Raw genomic sequence first — 21,096 nt, 5'->3', positions numbered from 1 at the left:
GAGGTTCTGACTGATCACGGATTGCTGCTCAAGGGCTCCTGCTCAAGGGCTCCTGCGAGGGCTTTCGCATAGGCGACTGAAGCCGACTCTTCCGGCTTCTCCATTGTGACCACAGCGACACCTTTAAGGATGTCCTCGATCATGAGCATGCAGGCGACTTCGAAACGTACATCCAGCCAGCAAGCAAACTTCACCGCCAGCTTAGGGTGGCCCCAGGTGGCCCCATAGCGACCCTTGGTGACTTCAAGTAAAGAGATGAAATCCATCGCTTTAGAAAGCTCATGACAGAACGCAATTGTTTCAGCGGCGGCTTTGAAGTTGGAGAGGTTCTTCCCGAACTCCCTCGCGGCCTTCGTCATGTTGAAGTAGCCGTCCTCCCTGAAGGTGAACGTCTTTCCTTGCCAGTCCTTGGTGATCAGTGTGGGCTTGCATACAGCGAGGCTTTTCGTGGACATGAGATTGCTCCTAGGGCGCTCTTCATGAGGCCCTAGCGCGCCGAATCGTGCTCATTGTAAAACCACGCTGGGGCGTCAAAGCCTGGGCAGCTCCTACGGTGCCAACCTGGGAGACCCTCGTCATGATCCGGGGAGAGGTCCCGATGCCCTATGACCTTGGCCTCTGCATACCGGGTGGTGAGATGTCCTAGGAGAACCCGCAAGGAGTTGTATTGACCTTCCGTGAAGTTGTCCGAGGGTTTCCCCTGGGCATCGACGCCACCGACCATGCAGACTCCAATGGAGTTGCTGTTATGGCCTGATACGTGGGCGCCGATCTCGTTTTCTCGTCGGCCAACTTCGGTAGAACCATCCCGGCGAATCACATAGTGATAACCGATGCTCACCAGGCCGCGTTTGAGGTGCCACTGGGTGATCTCACGCTTGCCAATGTCTTCCTTGGGGTCAGTGGCTGAGCAATGAACGACGATCAGGTCTGTACGGTCTCGGTCCTTGAGATACGGCCTCACGTTGTCATTAAGGAAATTCGATCCAAAGCCATAGCCATTTGAACTTAACGTTTCTTCATCATCTGAAAAGCCGAAATCCTTAGCTTGCAGAGCGGGGGGCTCCATCAGCTTCAGGATCTTCACGGCGCGCATACGCAGGGTGACACCCGCGCCTAGGAGGGCGGTATAGAACGGGGAAACGAAGACGGAGATGCATGCAACGGTGCCAGTACCGATTACCAGGTCATGGGTCAGAGCTTTACCGTTGTCATCGAACAGAGCGGTCTTTCGCTCCACAGTTTGACCAGTCTTGCGGTCGGTGTAACTAGCCTTAGATTTGAAGTTGAAGACCAGATAACCCACACCATCCTCTTCGGTTTCCTCCCTAGGCATGTCAGAAAGCCTCACCTTCTTGCCAGAGCCTTTCTTCTTCGACTCTGCTTCCTGGACTTGTCGGTCGTGCTCTTCCTGCTGGACCTTCTCCAGGAGCTCCTGGAATTTCACAGCCAGAGGATCGTCAGCACGGACCTTCAACTTGGTCTTGTAGACTCCAGCTTCATCAAACTTGGTGTCCGGTTTCAGCAGGCAAGGCCAGATGAGTTCACCAGTGGGCGAGATCGCTTCTACCGAATAGTTGTCCACCATGAGTGCTTCCTTGCAGCATCTGAGAAGTCCTTAATGAAGCCCGGAGAAACCCCTGTGGTCAATTCCAAAGGAGGGTATTGGGCGATCTGTTGGGCTTTCAAGGAATTCCCGAGGAGGGCTCCAAAGGAAGCCGAAACAGATAGGTACACTTTGATCCATTTGTAATTATTAGTATGCTATCTAGTCGTGCGCTTAAGGATCCCTGAGGACCCTCCTGTTACTCCTCTACCACCTGAGCTGCTTTGCGGACCCTGAAGACTGTTGTTCTGTCTAGGCCCAGCTCCTTACCTATCGCGGTATCACCCAGACCTTCCGCCTTGAGAGCCAGGATGCGCTCAAGCAGGGGCTCTCCTTTGGGCTTCCTGCCCTTGTACTTACCATCAGCCTTGGCCTTCGCAATGCCTTCCCGTTGCCGCTCCAGCATCATCTCCCGTTCAAACTGAGCCACGGAGCCCAATACGTTCAACATCAGTCGACCACCAGCAGTCGTGGAGTCTATGCCCATGCCCAAGATGTTCAGCCCGGCTCCTATCTCATCGAGTCTCTTCAGGATCTCCCCAAGGTGGTGAACACTACGGGCCAGACGGTCCAGCTTGGTGACCACCAGAAGGTCCCCCTGGCGAAGGTCTTGAAGCATCCTCTCTAGCTCTGGTCGATCAGCAACCGAGGAGACTTGCTCCTTGTAGAGCTTCTCAACACCAGCAGCGATGAGCTCCCGTTCTTGGGCCTCAAAGCCTGCAACCTGTTCAAGGGTGGAAGTCCGAGCGTATCCGATGCGCATGAGTGAATCTCCTTGGGAGTGTTGCAATGAAGTCTTAGATGTCCTCACGGTAGTGTTGCAAATATCTGAAGTCAACTCTAATGCAACACTTTTCTTCATCGGCTGCAACGCTGTATTAGGGCAAGGTCTATTGCAACGATGGTTCCAGGGACTTCCAGCAGGAGGTCATGGTTGCCCTTGGTCTTCTTACAGTGGCGCGCATAGGTACGCACGAATAAACAACCGGGAGCGCACCCAGGCGGGCACCCCCACGGGGGTATGCGTGGACACGCGAGACTTAATAAGGGGTCTCACAAAATTTCTCGAAAATTAAGTAGGTGCAGTTGTAATGATATGGTCAATTGGAAAATTTATCAGGTAGAATTGGCTGAAGGTTTCACCAGCTATGTAGACTACTTGTAGTCGCGTAAGGCAAAAATGGATATTGTAGATGAGTTGGAAAAGCTAATTCGAGTTAGGGGGGAGGATGCACCCTTTGACACTCTACTTGAATTTGAACAGTGGGCTGATGCGGTTCGCCCGCTTTTATCTTTTAGTGAAAGCTACTCAAGAGCTTTTTCCCAAGCGGTAACCAGCGCTTCGGTAACTTATCGTATGGGTAGTCCTATCGATAGTGCTACGAATATGAATCGTGCAGTCGGTATCTTGAATCAAGCTATTACATTGGCAAGACTTGAGTCTTCCAAGGGTGAAGCAGGTAGTCCGGGGGAGGATCGTGTGGAGGGCAAGTCGGAGTCGCTGAAGGAGCGGTTTGAAAATCATCCTCTGATTTTTTGTTGTAGTTTGATTTTTGCAAGTTTTTTATTGGGGGTTGGATTTAGGGAGTTCTTACTAAAATTTGAGAGCCAACCTATCGCAGCAACTTCATCCTCTCAGCCAGTTAATGTTGAATGCAAAGTTGATGGTGTTCCCTTGTTGGGCAAGTCGCACGATGAAAGAGTTTCTTCTATGCAGCGTAAGCTGATGGAGCTGGAGGGGCTGGCTAGTGATAGAAATATTCTTGGCAGTTATCAAAGAACATATCTTGAAAGTGCCAATAGGGTCCGCGCCGATATAGAGGTCGAAAATAAGTTGTTTGGCGGCGCGGTTGAGCGGCTATCAACTAAATGTCAAGAGGCAGGTTATGAGAAAGGCAAGGCGAAAGCATAAGAACGCAACCTCTCTTGACGGTAATTTCATAATGAATCTTCCTTGATTTGAATGCCTACTGTCAGGGTGGAGACAGCTTGGACCATTGCTTTAATAGGTTCTCGACTACCGTAGATACCGAAGGTCACAGAGCCTGCTTCGTGCCCCACCAGCCGTTTAACCAGTGAGTCCTGGATTCCGGCTTCCCTAAGTTCGTCAATGAAGGTATGTCGGAAGCTGTGGAAGACCTTGCGAGGGTCTATCACTCCGCGCTTGTGACGGTACTTGCCGAACCATTTACTAGGAGCGTGTCCCAACTGACCTCGCCGCGCTGTAAGTTCTGGGAAAACCCTTGAAGGGCCGTTAATGTTCATCCTCTGGACGTACTCAAGGAATCCCAGGTGGATCACTTCGGGGTGGATGGGGACAAGTCTCTGGCTGCTTAGGTTTTTCAGTTTTTGTTCTTGGTGAGTTGCCGCGATCCGAATGCAGGCAACCCCTTGGACCGTCACGATGTCGTCTGTGTAGAGCTGACAGAGCTCCTCTATACGTGCCCCTGTAGCTCTCCCGAGAATTACCAGCCAGAGTCTCCACGGATGCTTGATGGATTCCTTGCGGAGCGACTCGACGTCAAGAAGGGCAGTTATGTCGGAGGAGCTGAAGGACAATCGCGCCTCTTTAGCTGAGGTGGCTACCATGGCTTTCATTCCCTTCAGTGGGTTCTGGGCGATGTACTGATTTTGAAGGCACCAGTTGAAGAACGCGGAGACCTTCCTGAGTCGATTGTTCACTGTCACTGTTGATATAGGGGCGTATTCAATTCCCGAGGCTATTACCTGCCGCAGGCTTTTCCCTGCGAACTCGGGCCGTAATCCGAAGTACTGTGGGCATCGGCTCAGTAATGCCTTGAAAGCTCTAGCCTCGGTCGAGGTAAACGCTGAAGGCTTGTGGTCTCCCATCAGCTCAAAGAAGTCCCTGAGGCAGCGTTCAACCTCTTGGATGTTTCCCTCTCGCCAAGAGCCTCCGCGTTTGCCTTCCTTTATATAAGCCTCCGCAAGCTCAGATAGCGGCTGTTCATTCGCAAACTCATTGAGCGCCCTAGTTGGGGTAGTGACTGGTTGTTCCGAAGAGCCGCTCTCATCCTTTTGAAGCCAAGTGCGGCAGAGACTCTTCAGGTGCGTACAGGCGTATTCAAGCGGGCTCTGTGCGAGGTGATCCGTAATCTTTAGGGTCAGGGTGCTCGCTAGGCAGAGAGCTTGCTTGCGGTCAGTTACATGCAGGCAAAAGCGGAAAGTGGACCGTTTGGGGTCAAGGTGCTTTGGTAGCCTCAGGTTCAGGTAATACGTGGCTTTGCGGCGGACTATGTAGGCCATGAGTGGTCCCCAGAGTGGTCCAAGAAGTGGAACAAATCGGGCCACACCCCAAGGCTCACTGGAGGTCTTCGAGGTCTCTCAGCAAGAATCCATTGGGGAATTTCTAAGGGGTTTCTCTAGGAGGGGTAACCCTGGAAGCCAAGCCCGGCAAGGCCCGCAGACCTCAGCCGGTTTCCGGTCGAGTATCTGGAAGAGAAGAGCAGCCATTGGCGCTAGCCAATACTTGCAGCGGGAACATTGTGTGCCGGGGTGTGGCTGGTGGGGTTGCCTCCATAACGCACCGCGAGTCCTCTCTCGCGTTATCTGATTAATCAAATACCTGTTATTGCACTGCCAAGGACGCTGTCCAGGGTGGTTTTTTGTCGTCCCGAAATAGCCTGCACACCACGCATCCTTTGTGGGAGCGGGCTTGCTCGCGAATGCGGTCCATCATTCAACATTGATGTTGGCTGACCCACCGCTTTCGCGAGCAAGCCCGCTCCCACAGGTTCAGGGTTTTCCAGGCTCACCACCGATATAGAGCCGGATAATGTCATCAATCTCCCCGGACATTTTCATCCGCAGTAACGTGCGCAAAATGCGCTGCACGGGCACTTTCGGGTCGTTGCGTACGTAGCAGCCGACACGCTGTTCCTGCAGCACCGCCACGGCTTGTAGTTGTCGGCCGGGCATGAGGCGTTGATTGAACCATTCCAGCGTCCATTGGTTGCTCACGGCATAGCGATAGCGGCCGGCCTGGAGTTTTTCCAGCACTTGTTCCTGATTGCGGGCGTCGTCACGGTGCAACTGGCCGGTGTCGAACAGCGGTTGCAGGGTCGGGTAGCTGTAACTCAGTACCGTGCCGATGGATTGTCGGGGCAAGTCTGCCGCCGTTACCGAGGTCAGCGGGTCTTGGCGACTGATCAACAAGTCGGGCTGAGTCCAGAGCGGAATGCTCCAGAGGTAGTCTCCAGACTGATTGGGCAACCAGGATTGTGCGGCGTAGCAGCGCACATCGACCTCACCGTGCTCCATGGCGCTTTGCACGCGCGCCCGAGGCAACACGTGAAATTCGGCCGGCATGCCAACCTGCGTCGCGAGGCTGAGCATCACGTCATACAGGATGCCCTGTGTCGGGCGCCCACGTTCCAGTTGCACCATCGGCATCGCCCAACTGTCGGGCACAACGAAGCGCAACGGCGCGCCAGCGGCCTCGACGTTCAGGCTAGTCAACAGCAGTGCCCCCAAGGCCAGCCGCATAAACGCTCCGGTACCGATAAACGCCTGAGCTGATAAAAGCCCCCAAAATGCATCTTAGCCAGATTAGACGAGCGCGCCGGATGCAATTTCGGGCTTGCTCCGCTAGCATTAGCCGCTTGTGTTCCTTCGTTGCGACGGTTTTCGATGAGTTATCAGGTTCTTGCACGTAAATGGCGTCCGCGCTCGTTCCGCGAAATGGTCGGCCAGACCCATGTGCTCAAGGCTCTGATCAACGCCTTGGACAGCCAGCGGCTGCACCACGCCTATCTGTTTACCGGCACCCGCGGGGTGGGCAAGACCACAATCGCGCGGATTATTGCCAAATGCCTGAACTGTGAAACAGGTATCACTTCGACGCCGTGCGGCGAATGCTCGGTGTGCCGCGAGATCGATGAAGGCCGCTTCGTCGACCTGATCGAGATCGATGCCGCGAGCCGGACCAAGGTCGAGGACACCCGCGAGCTGCTCGACAACGTGCAGTACGCGCCGAGCCGCGGGCGCTTCAAGGTCTACCTGATCGACGAAGTGCACATGCTCTCCAGCCATTCCTTCAATGCGCTGTTGAAAACCCTCGAAGAGCCGCCGCCCTACGTCAAGTTCATCCTGGCCACCACCGACCCGCAGAAACTTCCTGCAACGATTCTGTCGCGGTGCCTGCAGTTCTCCCTGAAAAACATGACACCTGAACGGGTGGTCGAGCATTTGACCCATGTTCTGGGCGTCGAGAACGTGCCGTTCGAAGACGACGCACTGTGGTTGCTCGGCCGCGCGGCCGACGGTTCGATGCGTGACGCCATGAGCCTGACTGACCAGGCCATTGCCTTCGGTGAAGGTAAAGTCATGGCCGCCGACGTGCGGGCAATGCTCGGCACGCTCGATCACGGCCAGGTCTACGACGTTCTGCATGCGTTGATCGAAGGCGACGCCAAGGCGTTGTTGGAAGCGGTCCGTCATCTGGCCGAACAAGGCCCGGACTGGAACGGCGTACTCTCGGAAATTCTTAACGTGCTGCACCGTGTCGCCATCGCGCAGGCCTTGCCTGAAGGCGTCGACAACGGCCACGGCGACCGTGATCGGGTGCTGGCGCTGGCCCAGGCACTGCCGGCCGAAGATGTGCAGTTCTACTATCAAATGGGCCTGATTGGCCGCCGCGATTTGCCGTTGGCGCCGGACCCGCGTGGTGGGTTCGAAATGGTCCTGCTGCGAATGCTCGCGTTCCGACCGGCAGACACCGCGGACGCCCCGAGGCAACCGCTAAAGCCAGTGGGGATCAGCCAGGCCACAGTTGATTCCGCCCAGTCAGTGGCTGCCGCGCCCCGTGTTGCGCCGGTGGTCGTTGCGGCAGCTGCGCCGGCCGTTGCCCCCGTTACGCCTGTGCCGGTCGCGGCAGTGGTTGCTCCAGCACCTGAGCCTGAACCGATTACGCCGATCGTTGTGCCTGAGCCTGTCGCTGAGCCCGTAGCAGTCGAAGCCGTTGTCGACCTGCCGTGGAATGATCCGGTTGAGCCCGAAGTTGTCCAGCAACCTGCCATCGAGCCGGTGCTGGAAACCGCCGGTGAACAACCCGACTTGCCGCCCATGCCGTTGCCGACGCCAGACAGCGTGGTGCCGGACGCACCGGAGTGGGCTGCTGCGCCCATCCCGGAACCGTCCGTGGCCGACGTCGATGCCGCCACGCCAGGCGTGGACATGGACGACGAGCCACCGCTGGACGAGGACTACATCGAGCCGGACATGGACTCGGCCTACAGCTATCTCGACGAACTGGCCCACGAACACACGGCAGAACCTGCGCCGGAGCCCGAGCCTGAGCCCGCCGCGATGCCGGCCACAGGGCTGGCGCTGCAATGGCTGGAGCTGTTCCCGAAATTGCCGATCTCCGGCATGACCGGCAGTATCGCCGCCAACTGCACGCTGATCGCGGTCGATGGCGACAGCTGGCTGTTGCACCTGGACCCGGCTCACAGCGCCTTGTTCAACGCGACCCAGCAACGTCGTCTCAACGATGCGTTGAACCAGTATCACGGGCGTACGCTGACCCTGAGCATGGAGCTGATCAAGCCCGAGCAGGAAACTCCGGCCCAGGCAGCGTCCCGCCGTCGCGTCGACCGTCAGCGCGAGGCCGAGGCTTCTATTCACGGTGATCCGTTCATCCAGCAAATGATGCAACAGTTCGGTGCGGTGATCCGTAACGATACTATTGAACCTGTCGAAGCTTTGGTCAGCCAGGGCTAATAACTGAAGGCGTTCGGCCGAAAGGGCCGGGCGCTGTTTTTATCCAAGTACGTTTGAGGTGATTCCCATGATGAAAGGTGGCATGGCCGGCCTGATGAAGCAGGCGCAGCAGATGCAGGAAAAAATGGCCAAGATGCAGGAAGAACTGGCCAACGCCGAAGTCACCGGTAAAGCCGGCGGCGATATGGTCACCGTGGTGATGACCGGTCGTCACGACGTCAAGCGTGTGACCATCGACCCAAGCCTGGTTGAAGGCCTGAGCGAAGACGACAAAGAGATGCTGGAGGCTGTATTCGCCGCCGCCGTCAACGACGCCGTGCGCAAGATCGAAGCCAACAGCCAGGACAAAATGTCTGGCGTAACCGCTGGCATGCAACTGCCACCGGGCATGAAACTGCCATTCTGATTCGCTAAAGCGCGTCGAATGAGCTACAAAAAAATGCCAGGCATCGCGCCTGGCATTTTTGTTTCCGGCTGTTGGACAGTGGCGCCTGTGAAGTTGCTTTCGCGAGCAGGCTCGCTCCCACAGGGGACCGCGCTCAAATGTGGGAGCGAGCCTGCTCGCGAAGAGGTCAACTCGGACCTGGCGTGACCGCTGGCATGCAACTGCCACCGGGCATGAAACTGCCATTCTGATTCGCTAAAGCGCGTCGAATGAGCTACAAAAAAATGCCAGGCATCGTGCTTGGCATTTTTGTATCCAGCCATTGGAAGTTGGGTGTCTGTGAGGCCGCCTTCGCGAGCAAGCCCGCTCCCACAGGGATTTTGTGAACACCCGAGATCCATTGTGGGAGCGAGCCTGCTCGCGAAGAAGTCGACTCGGTCCCACTGAAGAAACATCGAACGCGAAACCTGCACAACGGTCTGCTCCCCTATACCGCCGAATTCACCGATCAAAGGAGAAGCCCAAATGCCACAAGCATTGATCCTCAACCAACGTATCGTCCTGGCGTCTCGCCCGGTAGGCGCGCCGACACCGGAGAATTTTCGCCTGGAGCGCGAAACGCTGCCGGAGCTGGCCGACGGTCAGGTGCTGCTCAAGACCCTGTTTCTGTCGCTGGACCCTTACATGCGCGGGCGCATGAGTGACGCGCCGTCCTACGCCGCACCGGTGGAAATCGGCGAGGTGATGACCGGTGGGGCTGTCAGTCGCGTCGAGCGCTCGCAGCATCCGAAGTTCCAGGAAGGTGATCTGGTGGTCGGCTCCACGGGGTGGCAAAGCCACAGCATCAGCGACGGGCGCAATATCATTCCGGTGCCGCCGGGGTTGCCGAGTCCGTCGATGGCGCTGGGGGTGCTCGGCATGCCAGGGATGACTGCCTACATGGGGTTGATGGACATCGGGCAGCCGAAGGTGGGCGAAACCCTGGTGGTCGCGGCGGCCTCCGGCGCGGTGGGTTCGGTGGTCGGACAGGTGGCGAAGCTCAAAGGCTTGCGCGTCGTCGGCGTAGCCGGTGGTGCGGACAAATGCCGTTATGTGGTGGAAACGCTGGGCTTCGATGCCTGCATCGACCACAAGAGCCCGAACTTTGCCGATGAGCTGGCGCAGGCGTGCGGCAAAGGAGTTGATATCTATTTCGAAAACGTCGGCGGCAAGGTGTTCGACGCCGTACTGCCGCTGCTCAATCCCAAGGCGCGGATTCCGCTGTGCGGCCTCATCGCGGGCTATAACGCTCATGAAGCGCCGACCGGCCCCGATCGCCTGCCGCAATTGCAGCGCACTTTGCTGACCAAGCGCGTGCGAATCCAGGGCTTCATCGTGTTCGACGACTACGGTGATCGTCAGCCAGAGTTCGTCAGTGCGATGGCTCCGTGGGTGCGTGACGGCAAGGTGAAGTTTCGCGAAGACGTGGTCGATGGCCTGGAACAGGCGCCCGAGGCGTTCATTGGCCTGCTGGAGGGACGCAACTTCGGCAAACTGGTGGTGCGGGTCGCGCAAGACTGAGTATTTGACGCTAAAGAGAGGCGCGGGTATAAACCGCGTCTCGTTGTTTTGTCGGACGTTTCCCCATGAGCTTCAGCCCTTTGATTCGCCAACTGATCGATGCCCTGCGAACGTTGCCAGGGGTGGGTCAGAAAACTGCCCAGCGCATGGCGCTGCAGTTGCTCGAACGTGATCGCAGTGGCGGCTCGCGTCTGGCCCTGGCGTTGAGCCAGGCCATGGAAGGCGTGGGCCATTGCCGGTTATGCCGCACGCTGACCGAAGATGACCTCTGCCCGCAATGCGCCGATACCCGCCGCGACGACACCTTGCTCTGTGTGGTGGAGGGGCCGATGGACGTCTACGCGGTAGAGCAGACCGGTTTTCGCGGGCGCTACTTCGTACTCAAGGGGCACCTGTCACCGCTTGATGGACTGGGGCCGGAAGCCATCGGTATTCCGCAATTGCTGGCGCGGATCGAAGAGGCTGGCACCTTTACTGAAGTCATTCTGGCGACCAACCCGACGGTGGAAGGTGAAGCCACGGCGCATTACATCGCCCAACTGCTCAGCAACAAAGGCCTGATCGCCTCGCGCATCGCACACGGCGTGCCGTTGGGCGGGGAGCTGGAGTTGGTGGATGGCGGGACGTTGGCGCATTCGTTTGCCGGGCGTAAGCCGATCGTTTTGTAGTGCCTGAGCTGGCCCCTTCGCGAGCAAGCCCGCTCCCACATTAGATTTGCGCCGCAGACAACCCTGTGTGGGAGCGGGCTTGCTCGCGAAGGGCGCGCCTCGGTTAACCTGATTCCCCCAACCCTCTTGAAAACCAAGCAAGCGCTCGGTTAACGTCGCTGAACCTTCAGTGGAGTTCGCCGATGCCTGCCTTTCAGGAATACTTCGATCCCAGCCACCAATTGGTCCGCGACAGCGTCAGACGTTTCGTCGAGCGCGAGATTCTCCCGGACATCGACCAGTGGGAAGAAGCGGAAGGCTTCCCCCGTGAGCTTTACCTCAAGGCCGGTGCGGCGGGGATTCTGGGGATCGGTTATCCCGAGGCACTGGGTGGCAGTCACGAAGGTGATCTGTTCGCCAAAATAGCCGCCAGCGAAGAGTTGATGCGCTGCGGCTCCGGCGGTCTGGTGGCGAGTCTCGGTTCGCTGGACATCGGCCTGCCGCCGATCCTCAAGTGGGCCAGGCCTGGAGTGCGCGACCGCGTGGTGCCGCAGGTGCTGGCCGGCGAAAAAATCAGCGCCCTGGCGATCACTGAACCCAGCGGCGGTTCCGATGTGGCCAACCTGCAAACCCGCTCCGTGCGTGACGGCGATTTCTACCGTGTCAGTGGCAGCAAAACCTTTATCACCAGTGGCATCCGTGCGGATTTCTACACCGTTGCGGTGCGCACTGGCGAGCCGGGTTTTGGCGGCATCAGCCTGCTGTTGATCGAAAAGGGCACCCCCGGTTTCACCGTCGGCCGTCAGTTGAAGAAAATGGGCTGGTGGGCGTCGGACACCGCCGAATTGTTCTTCGACGATTGTCGGGTGCCTGTAGGTCATTTGATCGGCGCCGAGAACATGGGCTTCGCCTGCATCATGGGCAACTTCCAGAGCGAACGCCTGGCGCTGGCGTTGATGGCCAACATGACCGCGCAGCTGGCCTTGGAAGAAAGCCTGAAATGGGCGCATCAGCGTGAAGCGTTCGGCAAACCGATCGGCAAGTTTCAGGTGCTCAAACACCGCCTCGCCGAAATGGCCACGGCCTTGGAGGTGTCACGGGAATTCACCTACCGCCAGGCGGCGAAAATGGCGGCGGGGCAGAGTGTGATCAAGGAGATTTCCATGGCGAAGAATTTCGCGACGGACACGGCGGATCGCATCACCACCGACGCGGTGCAGATGCTCGGCGGTTTGGGTTACATGCGTGAAAGTTTGGTGGAGCGGTTGTATCGGGATAACCGGATATTGTCGATCGGTGGTGGTACGCGGGAAGTGATGAACGAGATCATCAGCAAGCAGATGGGGCTTTAGCAGGCATTTACATTGAGTGTGTTGCCACTGGCCTCTTCGCGAGCAAGCCCGCTCCCACATTAAACCGCGTCCGTTCGGGCAACTCGGTCAAATGTGGGAGCGGGCTTGCTCGCGAAGAGGCCCTTAAGGCCGCCGCCTTACTTCTCGCTCAACGAAAACTGCGTCAAACAGAAAGTCGGAATCCCCATATCCTGCAACCGTTGCGAACCACCCAGCTCTGGCAAATCAATAATCGCCGCCGCTTCATGCACCCGCGCGCCCATGCGCCGAATCAGGTTCGCTGCCGCAATCAGGGTGCCGCCCGTTGCGATCAAGTCATCGAACATCACCACCGAATCGCCCTCGCACAGGCTGTCGGCGTGCACTTCGAGGAAGGCTTCGCCGTATTCGGTTGCATAGCCTTCGGCGAGTACGTCGGCCGGCAGTTTGCCTTGCTTGCGGAACAGCACCAGCGGCTTGTTCAGCTGATAGGCCAATATTGAGCCGATCAGGAAGCCACGAGCGTCCATCGCGCCGATATGAGTGAAATCAGCCTCGACGTAACGGTGGGCGAAGCTGTCCATTACCTGACGCAGGGCCGTGGGCGACTGGAACAATGGGGTGATGTCGCGAAAGATCACGCCCGGCTTGGGAAAGTCGATCACAGGGCGGATCAGGGATTTGATGTCGAAGGAGTCGAAGGCCATAGTCGAAGAATCCTGGCAGGCTGCAAACGTCGCAGTATAACGGCGGCTGAACCGTTTCGCTCAGCCGCAGTCATCGGAATCAGCCTTCGATAGAACCGCCGGCGAGGGCGCACAGCTGAATCGGGTCGAGGATATGAATTTCCTTGCCTTCGGCGGCAATCAGTTCGTTCTGCTGGAAACGGGTGAATACCCGGGACACGGTTTCCACCGCCAGGCCCAGGTAATTGCCGATTTCGTTGCGCGACATGCTCAGGCGGAACTGGTTGGCCGAGAAGCCCCGAGCACGGAAACGGGCCGACAGGTTGACCAGGAACGTGGCGATGCGCTCGTCAGCGGTTTTCTTCGACAGCAGCAACATCATTTGTTGATCGTCACGAATTTCCCGGCTCATCACGCGCATCAGCTGACGGCGCAGTTGTGGCAGCTGCAGGGCGAGTTCGTCGAGGCGTTCGAAAGGGATTTCACACACCGAGGTGGTTTCCAGGGCTTGCGCCGACACAGGGTGTTTTTCAGTGTCCATGCCCGATAAGCCAACCAGTTCGCTCGGCAGGTGGAAACCGGTGAGCTGTTCTTCGCCGCCATCGCTCAGGCCGAAAGTCTTGAGGGCGCCGGAGCGAACGGCGTAGACGGAGTCAAAGGTGTCGCCCTGGCGGAACAGGAATTCGCCTTTTTTCAACGGGCGGCCACGTTTGACAATTTCGTCCAGCGCATCCATGTCTTCCAGATTCAGAGAAAGTGGCAAGCAGAGGGGGGCCAGGCTGCAATCCTTGCAATGGGTCTGGTTATGAGCGCGCAACTTTACTGGCTCAGACATTTCTTCAATCCTTGTGGGAAAACACACATAAGACGTAAGGGTAACCCACGGGAGGACATTCAGGCCAGCGCACGGCGATTTTGCCATTGGGCCTAGATCACCCGTGAAAACCGCTGGCGATTTTGCTGTTCCAGGTACGCATCGAACACCATGCACACCGAACGCACCAACAATCGTCCGGCGGGCAATACATTGATTTTTTCGCTATCCAGTTCAATCAACCCGTCCTCGGCCATGCCCTGTAATTGTGGCCAGAGCTCGCCGAAGTAGCCCTGAAAATCAATATTGAAGGCGTGTTCGATCTGAGCGAATTCCAGGCTGAAATTGCAAATCAGTTGCTGAATGACGGCGCGCCGCAATCGGTCATCGGCGTTACACAGCAGGCCACGGCTGGTGGCCAGTTGGGCGGAGGCCAGGCTGTTCTGATACTGGTTCAAATCGCTGTAGTTCTGGCAGTACAGGTCGCCTATCTGGCTGATGGCTGACACGCCCAGGCCGATCAAGTCGCAATGACCGTGGGTGGTGTAGCCCTGGAAATTGCGTTGCAGGGTCGATTCTTCCTGAGCAATCGCCAGTTCATCGTCGGGCAGGGCGAAGTGGTCCATGCCGATGTAACGGTAACCGGCGGCGGTCAGTTGCTCGATGGTGCGCTGGAGCATCTCCAGTTTCTGCGCCGGCGTCGGCAGCTCGTTGCCGTTGATTCGCCGCTGCGGCATGAAGCGTTCCGGCAAGTGCGCGTAGTTGAACACCGAGAGGCGGTCCGGTTGCAGGTTGATGACTTCATCGACGGTGCGGGCGAAGCTTTCGGGCGTCTGCCTTGGCAAGCCGTAGATCAGATCAATGTTGATCGAACGGAATTGCAGGGTCCTGGCAGCGTCGATCACCGCGCGGGTTTCTTCCAGGCTTTGCAGGCGATTGACCGCGCGCTGTACCGCCGGGTCGAGGTCTTGCAGGCCGATACTGACCCGATTGAAGCCCAGCTCACGGAGCAGGCCCATGGTCGACCAATCGGCCTCGCGAGGGTCGATCTCGATGCTGTAGTCGCCGGAGTCGTCGTCCAGCAAATTGAAGTGTTTGCGCAACCGGGCCATTACCTGGCGTAGTTCGTCGTGGCTGAGAAAGGTTGGCGTACCGCCACCGAAATGCAGTTGCTCGACTTTTTGCGCCGGGTCGAGGTGGCAGGCGATCAACTGGATTTCCTGCTCAAGGCGCTGCAAGTAGGGCAAGGCCCGGCCGCGGTCCTTGGTGATGACTTTGTTGCAGGCGCAGTAGTAGCAAATGTTCGCGCAGAACGGCACATGCACATACAGCGACAACGGGCGCACGGCCTTGCGGCTTTCGCGCAGCGCGTGGAACAGGTCGAAGGTGCCGACATGACCGTCGAACTGCACGGCGGTCGGGTACGAGGTGTAGCGCGGTCCCGCCAGGTCATAGCGGCGGATCAGATCGGTGTCCCAACGAATGGCGTCGAGCATCATGCGGGCATTCCCCCGGATAGGCTGGCAGTGTCAGCGAGTCTAGGGGGTGCGGCGTTGGGGCATCTTGATTTGCATCAATGGTGTCAAAATCAAAAGATCGCAGCCTTCGGCAGCTCCTACAGAACATCGCGCGCCCCTGTAGGAGCTGCCGAAGGCTGCGATCTTTTGATCTTTGCTTTAATGCCCCATCAACCAATGCTGATGCGGCCCCGGCAAGGTCCAGAGGCCAAACAGCATCACCAGCAAGCCACCAGTCATGCGCACGCTGCGCTTACGCAGCAGGGCCGTGACCCGCTCGGCCGCCAGTCCCGTGGCGAGCAACACCGGCCAGGTGCCCAGCCCGAACGCGAGCATCAACAATGCACTGTCCAGCGCGTTGCCCTGACTGGCCGACCACAGCAGCGTGCTGTAGACCAATCCGCAGGGCAGCCAGCCCCAGAGCGCGCCCAGCAGTAACGCGCGAGGCAGGCTCGACACGGGCAGCAGTTTGTTGGCTACCGGCTGGATATGCCGCCACAGGCCGCGACCGAGGCTTTCGATGCGGGTCAGTCCGCTCCACCAGCCGGCCAGGTACAGGCCCATGGTCATCAACAGCAACCCGGCGATGACCCGCATGAACATCGCCGCCGGGCTGTTCGCCACGGCCCAACCGGCCAGCCCGATCAGCAGGCCCGCGGTCGCATAGCTGAGAATTCGCCCGAGGTTGTAGGCCAGCAGCAATCGAAAGCGTCGGCTGCGTTGTTCCTTGGGAATCGCCAGGGTCAGCGCGCCCATCAATCCGCCGCACATGCCCAGGCAATGACCGCCACCGAGCAGGCCAAGGATCACCGCAGACACCAGCAGTGGCGCCAACTCAAGCATGGGGTGGGGCCTTGTCGTCCGGTTTGACCGGATGGCCGCTGGCTTCGTCGACGGCGGCTGTGTGGTTCGGGTCCTGGTCGTCGAACAGAATGCTGTGGGCCGGGCCGTCGAGGTCGTCGTACTGACCGCTGTCGACTGCCCAGAAGAAAATGTAGACGGCGATGGCCACGATCAGCAGCGCGGCCGGGATCATCACGTAGAGAGCTGGCATCTGGACTCCATGCCCGCGCGGCTCAAGCCGGCAGCGGACGGGTTACGGGCGTGGTGCTGGCGGCAGGCGCGCTCGGCAGGCGAGTCAGGCGCAAGGCGTTCAGCACCACGGTCAACGAACTGATGGACATGCCGACCGCAGCCCACACCGGGGTGATCCAGCCGAGGGCGGCGAACGGCAGCATGAGGCCATTGTACAGCCCGGCCCACAGCAGGTTCTCGATGATTACCCGACGGGTGCGCCGTGCGAGGCTGAAGGCTTGCACCAGCGCGTCGAGACGGTTCGACAGCAGCACCGCATCGGCACTGGTTTTCGCCAGATCGGTGGCCGAGCCCATGGCGACGCTGATGTCGGCGGCGGCCAGTACCGGCACGTCGTTGACCCCGTCACCGAGCATCAACACTTTACGACCTTCCTTGTGCAGCTGTTGCAGGACCTGCAATTTATCGTCCGGACGCAAGCCGCCCCGGGCCTCGTCGATGCCCAGCTCCGCGGCGACACTGGCTACCATCGGCGAGCTGTCGCCCGACAGCAACAGCGTGCGCCAGCCGCGAGCCTTGCATGCCTCCAATAGCGCGGGGGCGTCAGCGCGCAAACGGTCGTCAAGGACAAACCACGCCAGTGGCCCCTGGCTGTCGCCGAGCAGCAGCCATTGGCCGGCTTCGTCCGGCACAGATGGCATCGCCGCGCCACTGAGTTCGCAGACAAACCCCGGCTGGCCGATGCGCAGGCGTTGCTCGCCGACCAACCCTTCGAGGCCCAGGCCCGGCGTGCTGTGGACTTCTTCAGCGGCCAGCGGCGCACGGCCAAAGGCACGGGCGATTGGGTGTTCGGAACGGTTTTCCAGGGCGGCGGCCAGGCTCAGGCATTGATCGCTATCGAGTGCGCCGAGAGGACGGATCGATCGCAGCGCCAGGCGACCTTCGGTCAGCGTGCCGGTCTTGTCGAAAATCACTGTATCAATCTGGTTCAAGCCCTCCAGCACATGACCGCGAGTCAGCAAAAGCCCCAGTTTGTGCAGGGTGCCAGTGGCGGCGGTGAGGGCGGTTGGCGTGGCGAGGGACAACGCACAAGGGCACGTCGCAACCAACATCGCCAGGACAATCCAAAAGGCGCGCGACGAATCCAGTTCCCACCAGACCAGGCCAATGACGGCAGCGGCGATCAGCGACAGCAGCAGAAACCACTGCGCGGCACGGTCGGCGATTTCTGCCAGTCGCGGCTTCTCGGCCTGGGCACGATCCAGCAGGCGGACGATCGCGGACAGTCGGGTGTCCTGTCCCAGCGCCAGGACTTCCACGGTCAGCGCGCCTTCGACGTTGAGTGTGCCGGCCGTCACCGCATCGCCCCGGGTTCGTGGTTGCGGCAGGTATTCGCCGGTCAGCAGGGACTCGTCGACACTCGACTGACCGTCGAGGATCTTGCCGTCAGCCGGGAGGATCGCACCGGGATGCACCAGCACTTGATCGCCCACGCGCAGTTCGCTGAGCAGGATCCGCTCGCTCTGGCCGTCATTGCTCAGTCGCAGGCACGAGGCGGGCAATAGATTGACAAGCTGGGCGGTGGCCGCAGCGGTACGCTCCCGGGCGCGGCGTTCGAGATAACGCCCGGCCAGCAGGAACAGCGCGAACATGCCGACAGCATCGAAATACAGTTCGCCTGCGCCGGTGATCGACGTCCAGATCCCGGCAAGGTAGGCACTGCCGATGGCCAACGATACCGAAACGTCCATGGTCAGGTGCCGGGTGCGCAGGTCGCGCATGGCGCCCTTGAAGAATGGCGCGCAGCTGTAGAACACAATCGGCGTGGTCAGGAACAGCGCAACCCAGCGCAGGATGGTATGCAGTTCGGGGCTGAGGTCGATGTTGAATTCCGGCCAGGTGGCCATGGTTGCCATCATCGCCTGGAACCACAGCAGCCCGGCCACGCCGAGTTGGCGCAGGGCCAGGCGGTTTTCGCTGGCCAGTTGTTCACTGGCGCGGTCAGCGTGGTACGGGTGGGCGGCGTAACCGATGTGGCGCAATTCGCTGAGGACCTGGCTCAACGGCAATTGCGCGTCAGCCCAGCGCACGTGCAGGCGATGGTTCGACAAATTCAGTCGCGCTTCGGCCACGGCGGGCAGGCTGCGAAGGTGCTTTTCAATCAGCCAGCCGCAGGCGGCGCAACTGATGCCTTCCATGAGCAGGGTGGTTTCGGCGAGATCGCCGTCGTGGCGCACAAACGGGGCTTGCACGTCGGCGCGGTCGTAGAGCGCCAGTTCGTCCACCAACTGCACGGGCAAGGCTTCGGGGTTGGCCGATGATTCGCTGCGATGCTGGTAATAGCTCTCCAGCCCACCGACGACGATCGCCTCAGCCACCGCCTGGCAACCCGGGCAGCAGAACTCGCGGTTTTCCCCGAGGACAACGGCGGTGAAGCGGCTGCCGGCCGGGACGGGCAGGGCGCAGTGGTAGCAGGGGGTTGGCGTGGTCATGAGGTGGAGTCTATATCGTTCGGGAGGGCCGCTTGCTGTACAACCTGTAAATCCTGTAAATCCTGTAAATCCTGTAAATCCTGTAAACCCTGTAATACCTGTAGGAGCTGTCGAGTGAAACGAGGCTGCGATCTTTTGATCTTGTTTTTGAAGAGCAAGATCAAAAGATCGCAGCCTCGTTTCACTCGACAGCTCCTACAGGTCCTACCAGTCCTACAAGTCTTACAAATCCTACTTGTCTTCCGCGCCTTGCAGCGGCTCATCTCCCAGTAGCAGATCCTTGTCATGGCTGACCTGTTCTTCTTCAAACAGGCGCCAGGTTTTTTCATCCTGCACACCCAGCAGTTCCACAAAACGACGGCCTTCTACCTTGTCGCTCAACTGGCCGATGTAGCGGCCTTCTTCCGTTTCGCTGCGAGCCAGGGTGATCTTGCGATCCTTTTCCGGTTGGGTCGGCGAGATCAGATTCAGCTCCAGGGATTTCGGTTGGCTGTTGCCGGTCAGGCGCAGGTCAACTTCGCCGGTTACATCGTCCAGGTGAACGCTGGCGCGCAGGAGCAGGGTCTGTGCCAGCAATTCACGATCGAGCGAGCGGTTGATGCCCTTGCCGGCCTCGTAATAGTTGTCGTTGACCAGGTTGTCCGGGTTGTTCACCGCAATGGTCACCATGGACAGGGTCAGGGTCACCGAGCACGTCAGAATCCCGATGATGATCCACGGCCAAAGGTGCTTATACCAAGGGCTTGCGGCGTTTGCTGCGGTCATGATCACTTCTCTCAACGAACTTGTGGGCCGATGAATCGGCTTTTGGCTTCAACGTGGACACTCGCGTCATCGGCATCCTTGAGGATGAATTTCACCTCGTTGGTGCTCGATGGCAATTTTTCCGGAGCGATGGACAACTCAACCGGCTGGCTGAAAATTTCCCCGGCAGCGACTTTGATTTCGCGCTTGCCTTGCAGCTTGAGGTCCGGCAGGCCGGCGGCTTCCAGCACATAGGTGTGATCGCGCTGGTCTTTGTTCATGATCTTCAGGCTGTAGACGTTTTCGATCCGGCCTTCGGCGTTCTCACGGTACAGCACGCGGTCTTTGCTGACGTCGAAACCGACCAGCGCGCGCATGAAGAATGCGGTTGCCAGCAACGCCATCATCGCCAGCAGCACCACGGCATAACCGATCAGGCGCGGACGCAGTTTATGGGTTTTCTGCCCGGACAGGTTGTGTTCGGTGGTGTAGCTGATCAGGCCGCGCGGGTAATCCATCTTGTCCATGATGCTGTCGCAGGCATCGATACACGCGGCGCAACCGATGCACTCGATTTGCAAGCCGTCGCGGATGTCGATACCGGTCGGGCAGACCTGGACGCACATGGTGCAATCGATGCAATCGCCCAGGCCCAGGGCCTTGTAGTCGATACCTTTCTTGCGCGGGCCACGGCTTTCACCACGACGCGGGTCGTAGGAGACGATCAGGGTGTCCTTGTCGAACATCACGCTCTGGAAGCGCGCATACGGACACATGTAAATGCACACTTGTTCGCGCAACCAACCGGCGTTGCCGTAGGTGGCGAGGGTGAAGAAGCCAACCCAGAAATACGACCAGCCATCGGCTTCACCGGTGAAGAAGTCGATGGTCAGCTCGCGGATCGGCGAGAAGTAACCGACAAAGGTCAAGCCGGTGACGAGGCCGATCAACAGCCACATCGTGTGTTTGCTGAGTTTTCGCACTAATTTGTTGGCGCTCATCGGCGCCTTGTCGAGCTTGATGCGCTGGTTGCGGTCACCTTCGGTGACCTTCTCGCACCACATGAAAATCCACGTCCAGACGCTCTGCGGGCACGTATAACCGCACCAGACGCGACCGGCATAAACGGTGATGAAGAACAGGCCGAAGGCGCTGACGATCAAAATCCCCGAGAGCAGGATGAAATCCTGAGGCCAGAAGGTCGCGCCAAAAATGAAAAATTTACGCTCTGGCAGGTTCCACCAGACCGCTTGATGACCACCCCAATTTAGCCAGACCGTACCGAAATACAACAGAAACAAAAACGCGCCGCCCATCATCCGCAGGTTGCGGAACAGGCCGGTGAAGGCGCGGGTGTAAATCTTTTCTCGAGAGGCGTAGAGATCGACGCTGTTGTTCGCGTTTTTGGCAGGCGGGGTAACGTCGTGTACCGGAATCTGGTTGCTCATCTGATGCATCCCACGGCAGTGGAAAAATGCCTCGGTCAGTACATGCCGACCGCGGTCAAAAAGAGGTAGTGCAGTGGCGCAATGATACGCCTG

19 protein-coding genes are annotated in these 21,096 nt (G+C 58.7%); 6 read left to right on the top strand and 13 right to left on the bottom strand.

The genetic code is table 11. From position 1 onward, the window contains the following. Nucleotides 1-14 precede the first annotated feature (14 nt). The 3 genes from JFU37_RS21435 to JFU37_RS21425 all read right to left on the bottom strand — a co-directional run bounded on the left by JFU37_RS21435 (nucleotide 15) and on the right by JFU37_RS21425 (nucleotide 2,369). Nucleotides 15-455 (bottom strand): KilA-N domain-containing protein, encoded by a 441-nt coding sequence (locus JFU37_RS21435; protein ID WP_201118376.1) that lies wholly within the window; start codon nucleotides 453-455, stop codon nucleotides 15-17. 32 nt (nucleotides 456-487) lie between these two features. After that, the gene (locus JFU37_RS30765; protein ID WP_242485791.1) at nucleotides 488-1,588 is read right to left on the bottom strand and encodes an N-acetylmuramoyl-L-alanine amidase; all 1,101 of its coding nucleotides are present in this window, start codon (nucleotides 1,586-1,588) and stop codon (nucleotides 488-490) included. A gap of 217 nt (nucleotides 1,589-1,805) precedes the next feature. Next, nucleotides 1,806-2,369: a recombinase family protein gene (locus tag JFU37_RS21425; RefSeq protein ID WP_201118374.1), complete on the bottom strand. Its 564-nt coding sequence runs from the start codon at nucleotides 2,367-2,369 to the stop codon at nucleotides 1,806-1,808. A 417-nt stretch (nucleotides 2,370-2,786) separates the two neighbouring features. Here JFU37_RS21425 and JFU37_RS21420 point away from each other — a divergent pair, with 417 nt between their 5' ends. Then, entirely contained in the window at nucleotides 2,787-3,518 is a 732-nt protein-coding gene (locus tag JFU37_RS21420) for a hypothetical protein (protein ID WP_201118372.1), read from the top strand. A gap of 26 nt (nucleotides 3,519-3,544) precedes the next feature. Here JFU37_RS21420 and JFU37_RS21415 read toward each other — a convergent pair whose 3' ends face one another. Continuing rightward, the gene (locus tag JFU37_RS21415; protein ID WP_201118369.1) at nucleotides 3,545-4,870 is read right to left on the bottom strand and encodes a site-specific integrase; all 1,326 of its coding nucleotides are present in this window, start codon (nucleotides 4,868-4,870) and stop codon (nucleotides 3,545-3,547) included. A 489-nt stretch (nucleotides 4,871-5,359) separates the two neighbouring features. After that, nucleotides 5,360-6,109, bottom strand: coding sequence for a substrate-binding periplasmic protein (locus JFU37_RS21410; protein ID WP_201118367.1), 750 nt, complete (start codon nucleotides 6,107-6,109; stop codon nucleotides 5,360-5,362). Nucleotides 6,110-6,253: 144 nt separating this feature from the next. Here JFU37_RS21410 and dnaX point away from each other — a divergent pair, with 144 nt between their 5' ends. The 5 genes from dnaX to JFU37_RS21385 all read left to right on the top strand — a co-directional run bounded on the left by dnaX (nucleotide 6,254) and on the right by JFU37_RS21385 (nucleotide 12,288). Continuing rightward, nucleotides 6,254-8,344: a DNA polymerase III subunit gamma/tau gene (gene dnaX, locus JFU37_RS21405; protein ID WP_201118365.1), complete on the top strand. Its 2,091-nt coding sequence runs from the start codon at nucleotides 6,254-6,256 to the stop codon at nucleotides 8,342-8,344. Between the two features lie 67 nt (nucleotides 8,345-8,411). Continuing rightward, nucleotides 8,412-8,750 (top strand): YbaB/EbfC family nucleoid-associated protein, encoded by a 339-nt coding sequence (locus tag JFU37_RS21400; RefSeq protein ID WP_007905413.1) that lies wholly within the window; start codon nucleotides 8,412-8,414, stop codon nucleotides 8,748-8,750. Nucleotides 8,751-9,254: 504 nt separating this feature from the next. Continuing rightward, nucleotides 9,255-10,289, top strand: coding sequence for an NADP-dependent oxidoreductase (locus JFU37_RS21395; protein ID WP_201118363.1), 1,035 nt, complete (start codon nucleotides 9,255-9,257; stop codon nucleotides 10,287-10,289). 65 nt (nucleotides 10,290-10,354) lie between these two features. Further along, nucleotides 10,355-10,957, top strand: a complete 603-nt coding sequence (gene recR, locus JFU37_RS21390) for a recombination mediator RecR (protein ID WP_149417183.1) — start codon at nucleotides 10,355-10,357, stop codon at nucleotides 10,955-10,957. Between the two features lie 182 nt (nucleotides 10,958-11,139). Further along, a complete protein-coding gene (locus JFU37_RS21385) occupies nucleotides 11,140-12,288 on the top strand; it encodes an acyl-CoA dehydrogenase family protein (RefSeq protein ID WP_201118361.1) in 1,149 nt (382 codons plus the stop codon). Nucleotides 12,289-12,425: 137 nt separating this feature from the next. On the opposite strand, the gene JFU37_RS21380 is transcribed toward JFU37_RS21385, so the two are convergent. From JFU37_RS21380 to ccoG, 8 genes are all read right to left on the bottom strand, one after another. Next, nucleotides 12,426-12,974 (bottom strand): adenine phosphoribosyltransferase, encoded by a 549-nt coding sequence (locus JFU37_RS21380; protein ID WP_201118359.1) that lies wholly within the window; start codon nucleotides 12,972-12,974, stop codon nucleotides 12,426-12,428. A 79-nt stretch (nucleotides 12,975-13,053) separates the two neighbouring features. Beyond that, nucleotides 13,054-13,788, bottom strand: a complete 735-nt coding sequence (fnr, locus tag JFU37_RS21375) for a fumarate/nitrate reduction transcriptional regulator Fnr (RefSeq protein ID WP_201118357.1) — start codon at nucleotides 13,786-13,788, stop codon at nucleotides 13,054-13,056. Nucleotides 13,789-13,880: 92 nt separating this feature from the next. Continuing rightward, a complete protein-coding gene (gene hemN, locus JFU37_RS21370) occupies nucleotides 13,881-15,263 on the bottom strand; it encodes an oxygen-independent coproporphyrinogen III oxidase (protein WP_201119495.1) in 1,383 nt (460 codons plus the stop codon). A gap of 180 nt (nucleotides 15,264-15,443) precedes the next feature. Continuing rightward, complete coding sequence (locus JFU37_RS21365; RefSeq protein ID WP_201118354.1) at nucleotides 15,444-16,127, bottom strand: sulfite exporter TauE/SafE family protein; 684 nt, start codon at nucleotides 16,125-16,127, stop codon at nucleotides 15,444-15,446. Continuing rightward, a complete protein-coding gene (gene ccoS, locus JFU37_RS21360) occupies nucleotides 16,120-16,338 on the bottom strand; it encodes a cbb3-type cytochrome oxidase assembly protein CcoS (protein WP_201118352.1) in 219 nt (72 codons plus the stop codon). Before ccoS ends, JFU37_RS21365 begins: the two co-directional genes overlap by 8 nt. 22 nt (nucleotides 16,339-16,360) lie before the next feature. Continuing rightward, on the bottom strand, nucleotides 16,361-18,811 hold the full coding sequence (locus tag JFU37_RS21355; RefSeq protein ID WP_201118342.1) for a heavy metal translocating P-type ATPase: 2,451 nt from the start codon (nucleotides 18,809-18,811) through the stop codon (nucleotides 16,361-16,363). Nucleotides 18,812-19,042: 231 nt separating this feature from the next. Continuing rightward, nucleotides 19,043-19,576 carry a FixH family protein gene (locus tag JFU37_RS21350; RefSeq protein ID WP_201118340.1) on the bottom strand — a complete coding sequence of 178 codons (534 nt, stop codon included), beginning with the start codon at nucleotides 19,574-19,576 and terminating at the stop codon, nucleotides 19,043-19,045. An 11-nt stretch (nucleotides 19,577-19,587) separates the two neighbouring features. Continuing rightward, entirely contained in the window at nucleotides 19,588-21,003 is a 1,416-nt protein-coding gene (gene ccoG, locus JFU37_RS21345) for a cytochrome c oxidase accessory protein CcoG (protein WP_201118338.1), read from the bottom strand. Nucleotides 21,004-21,096: the final 93 nt, after the last annotated feature.

The organism is Pseudomonas sp. TH41, assembly GCF_016650695.1.
Classification (GTDB): domain Bacteria; phylum Pseudomonadota; class Gammaproteobacteria; order Pseudomonadales; family Pseudomonadaceae; genus Aquipseudomonas.
This window is presented reverse-complemented; position numbering and strand designations above follow the sequence as displayed.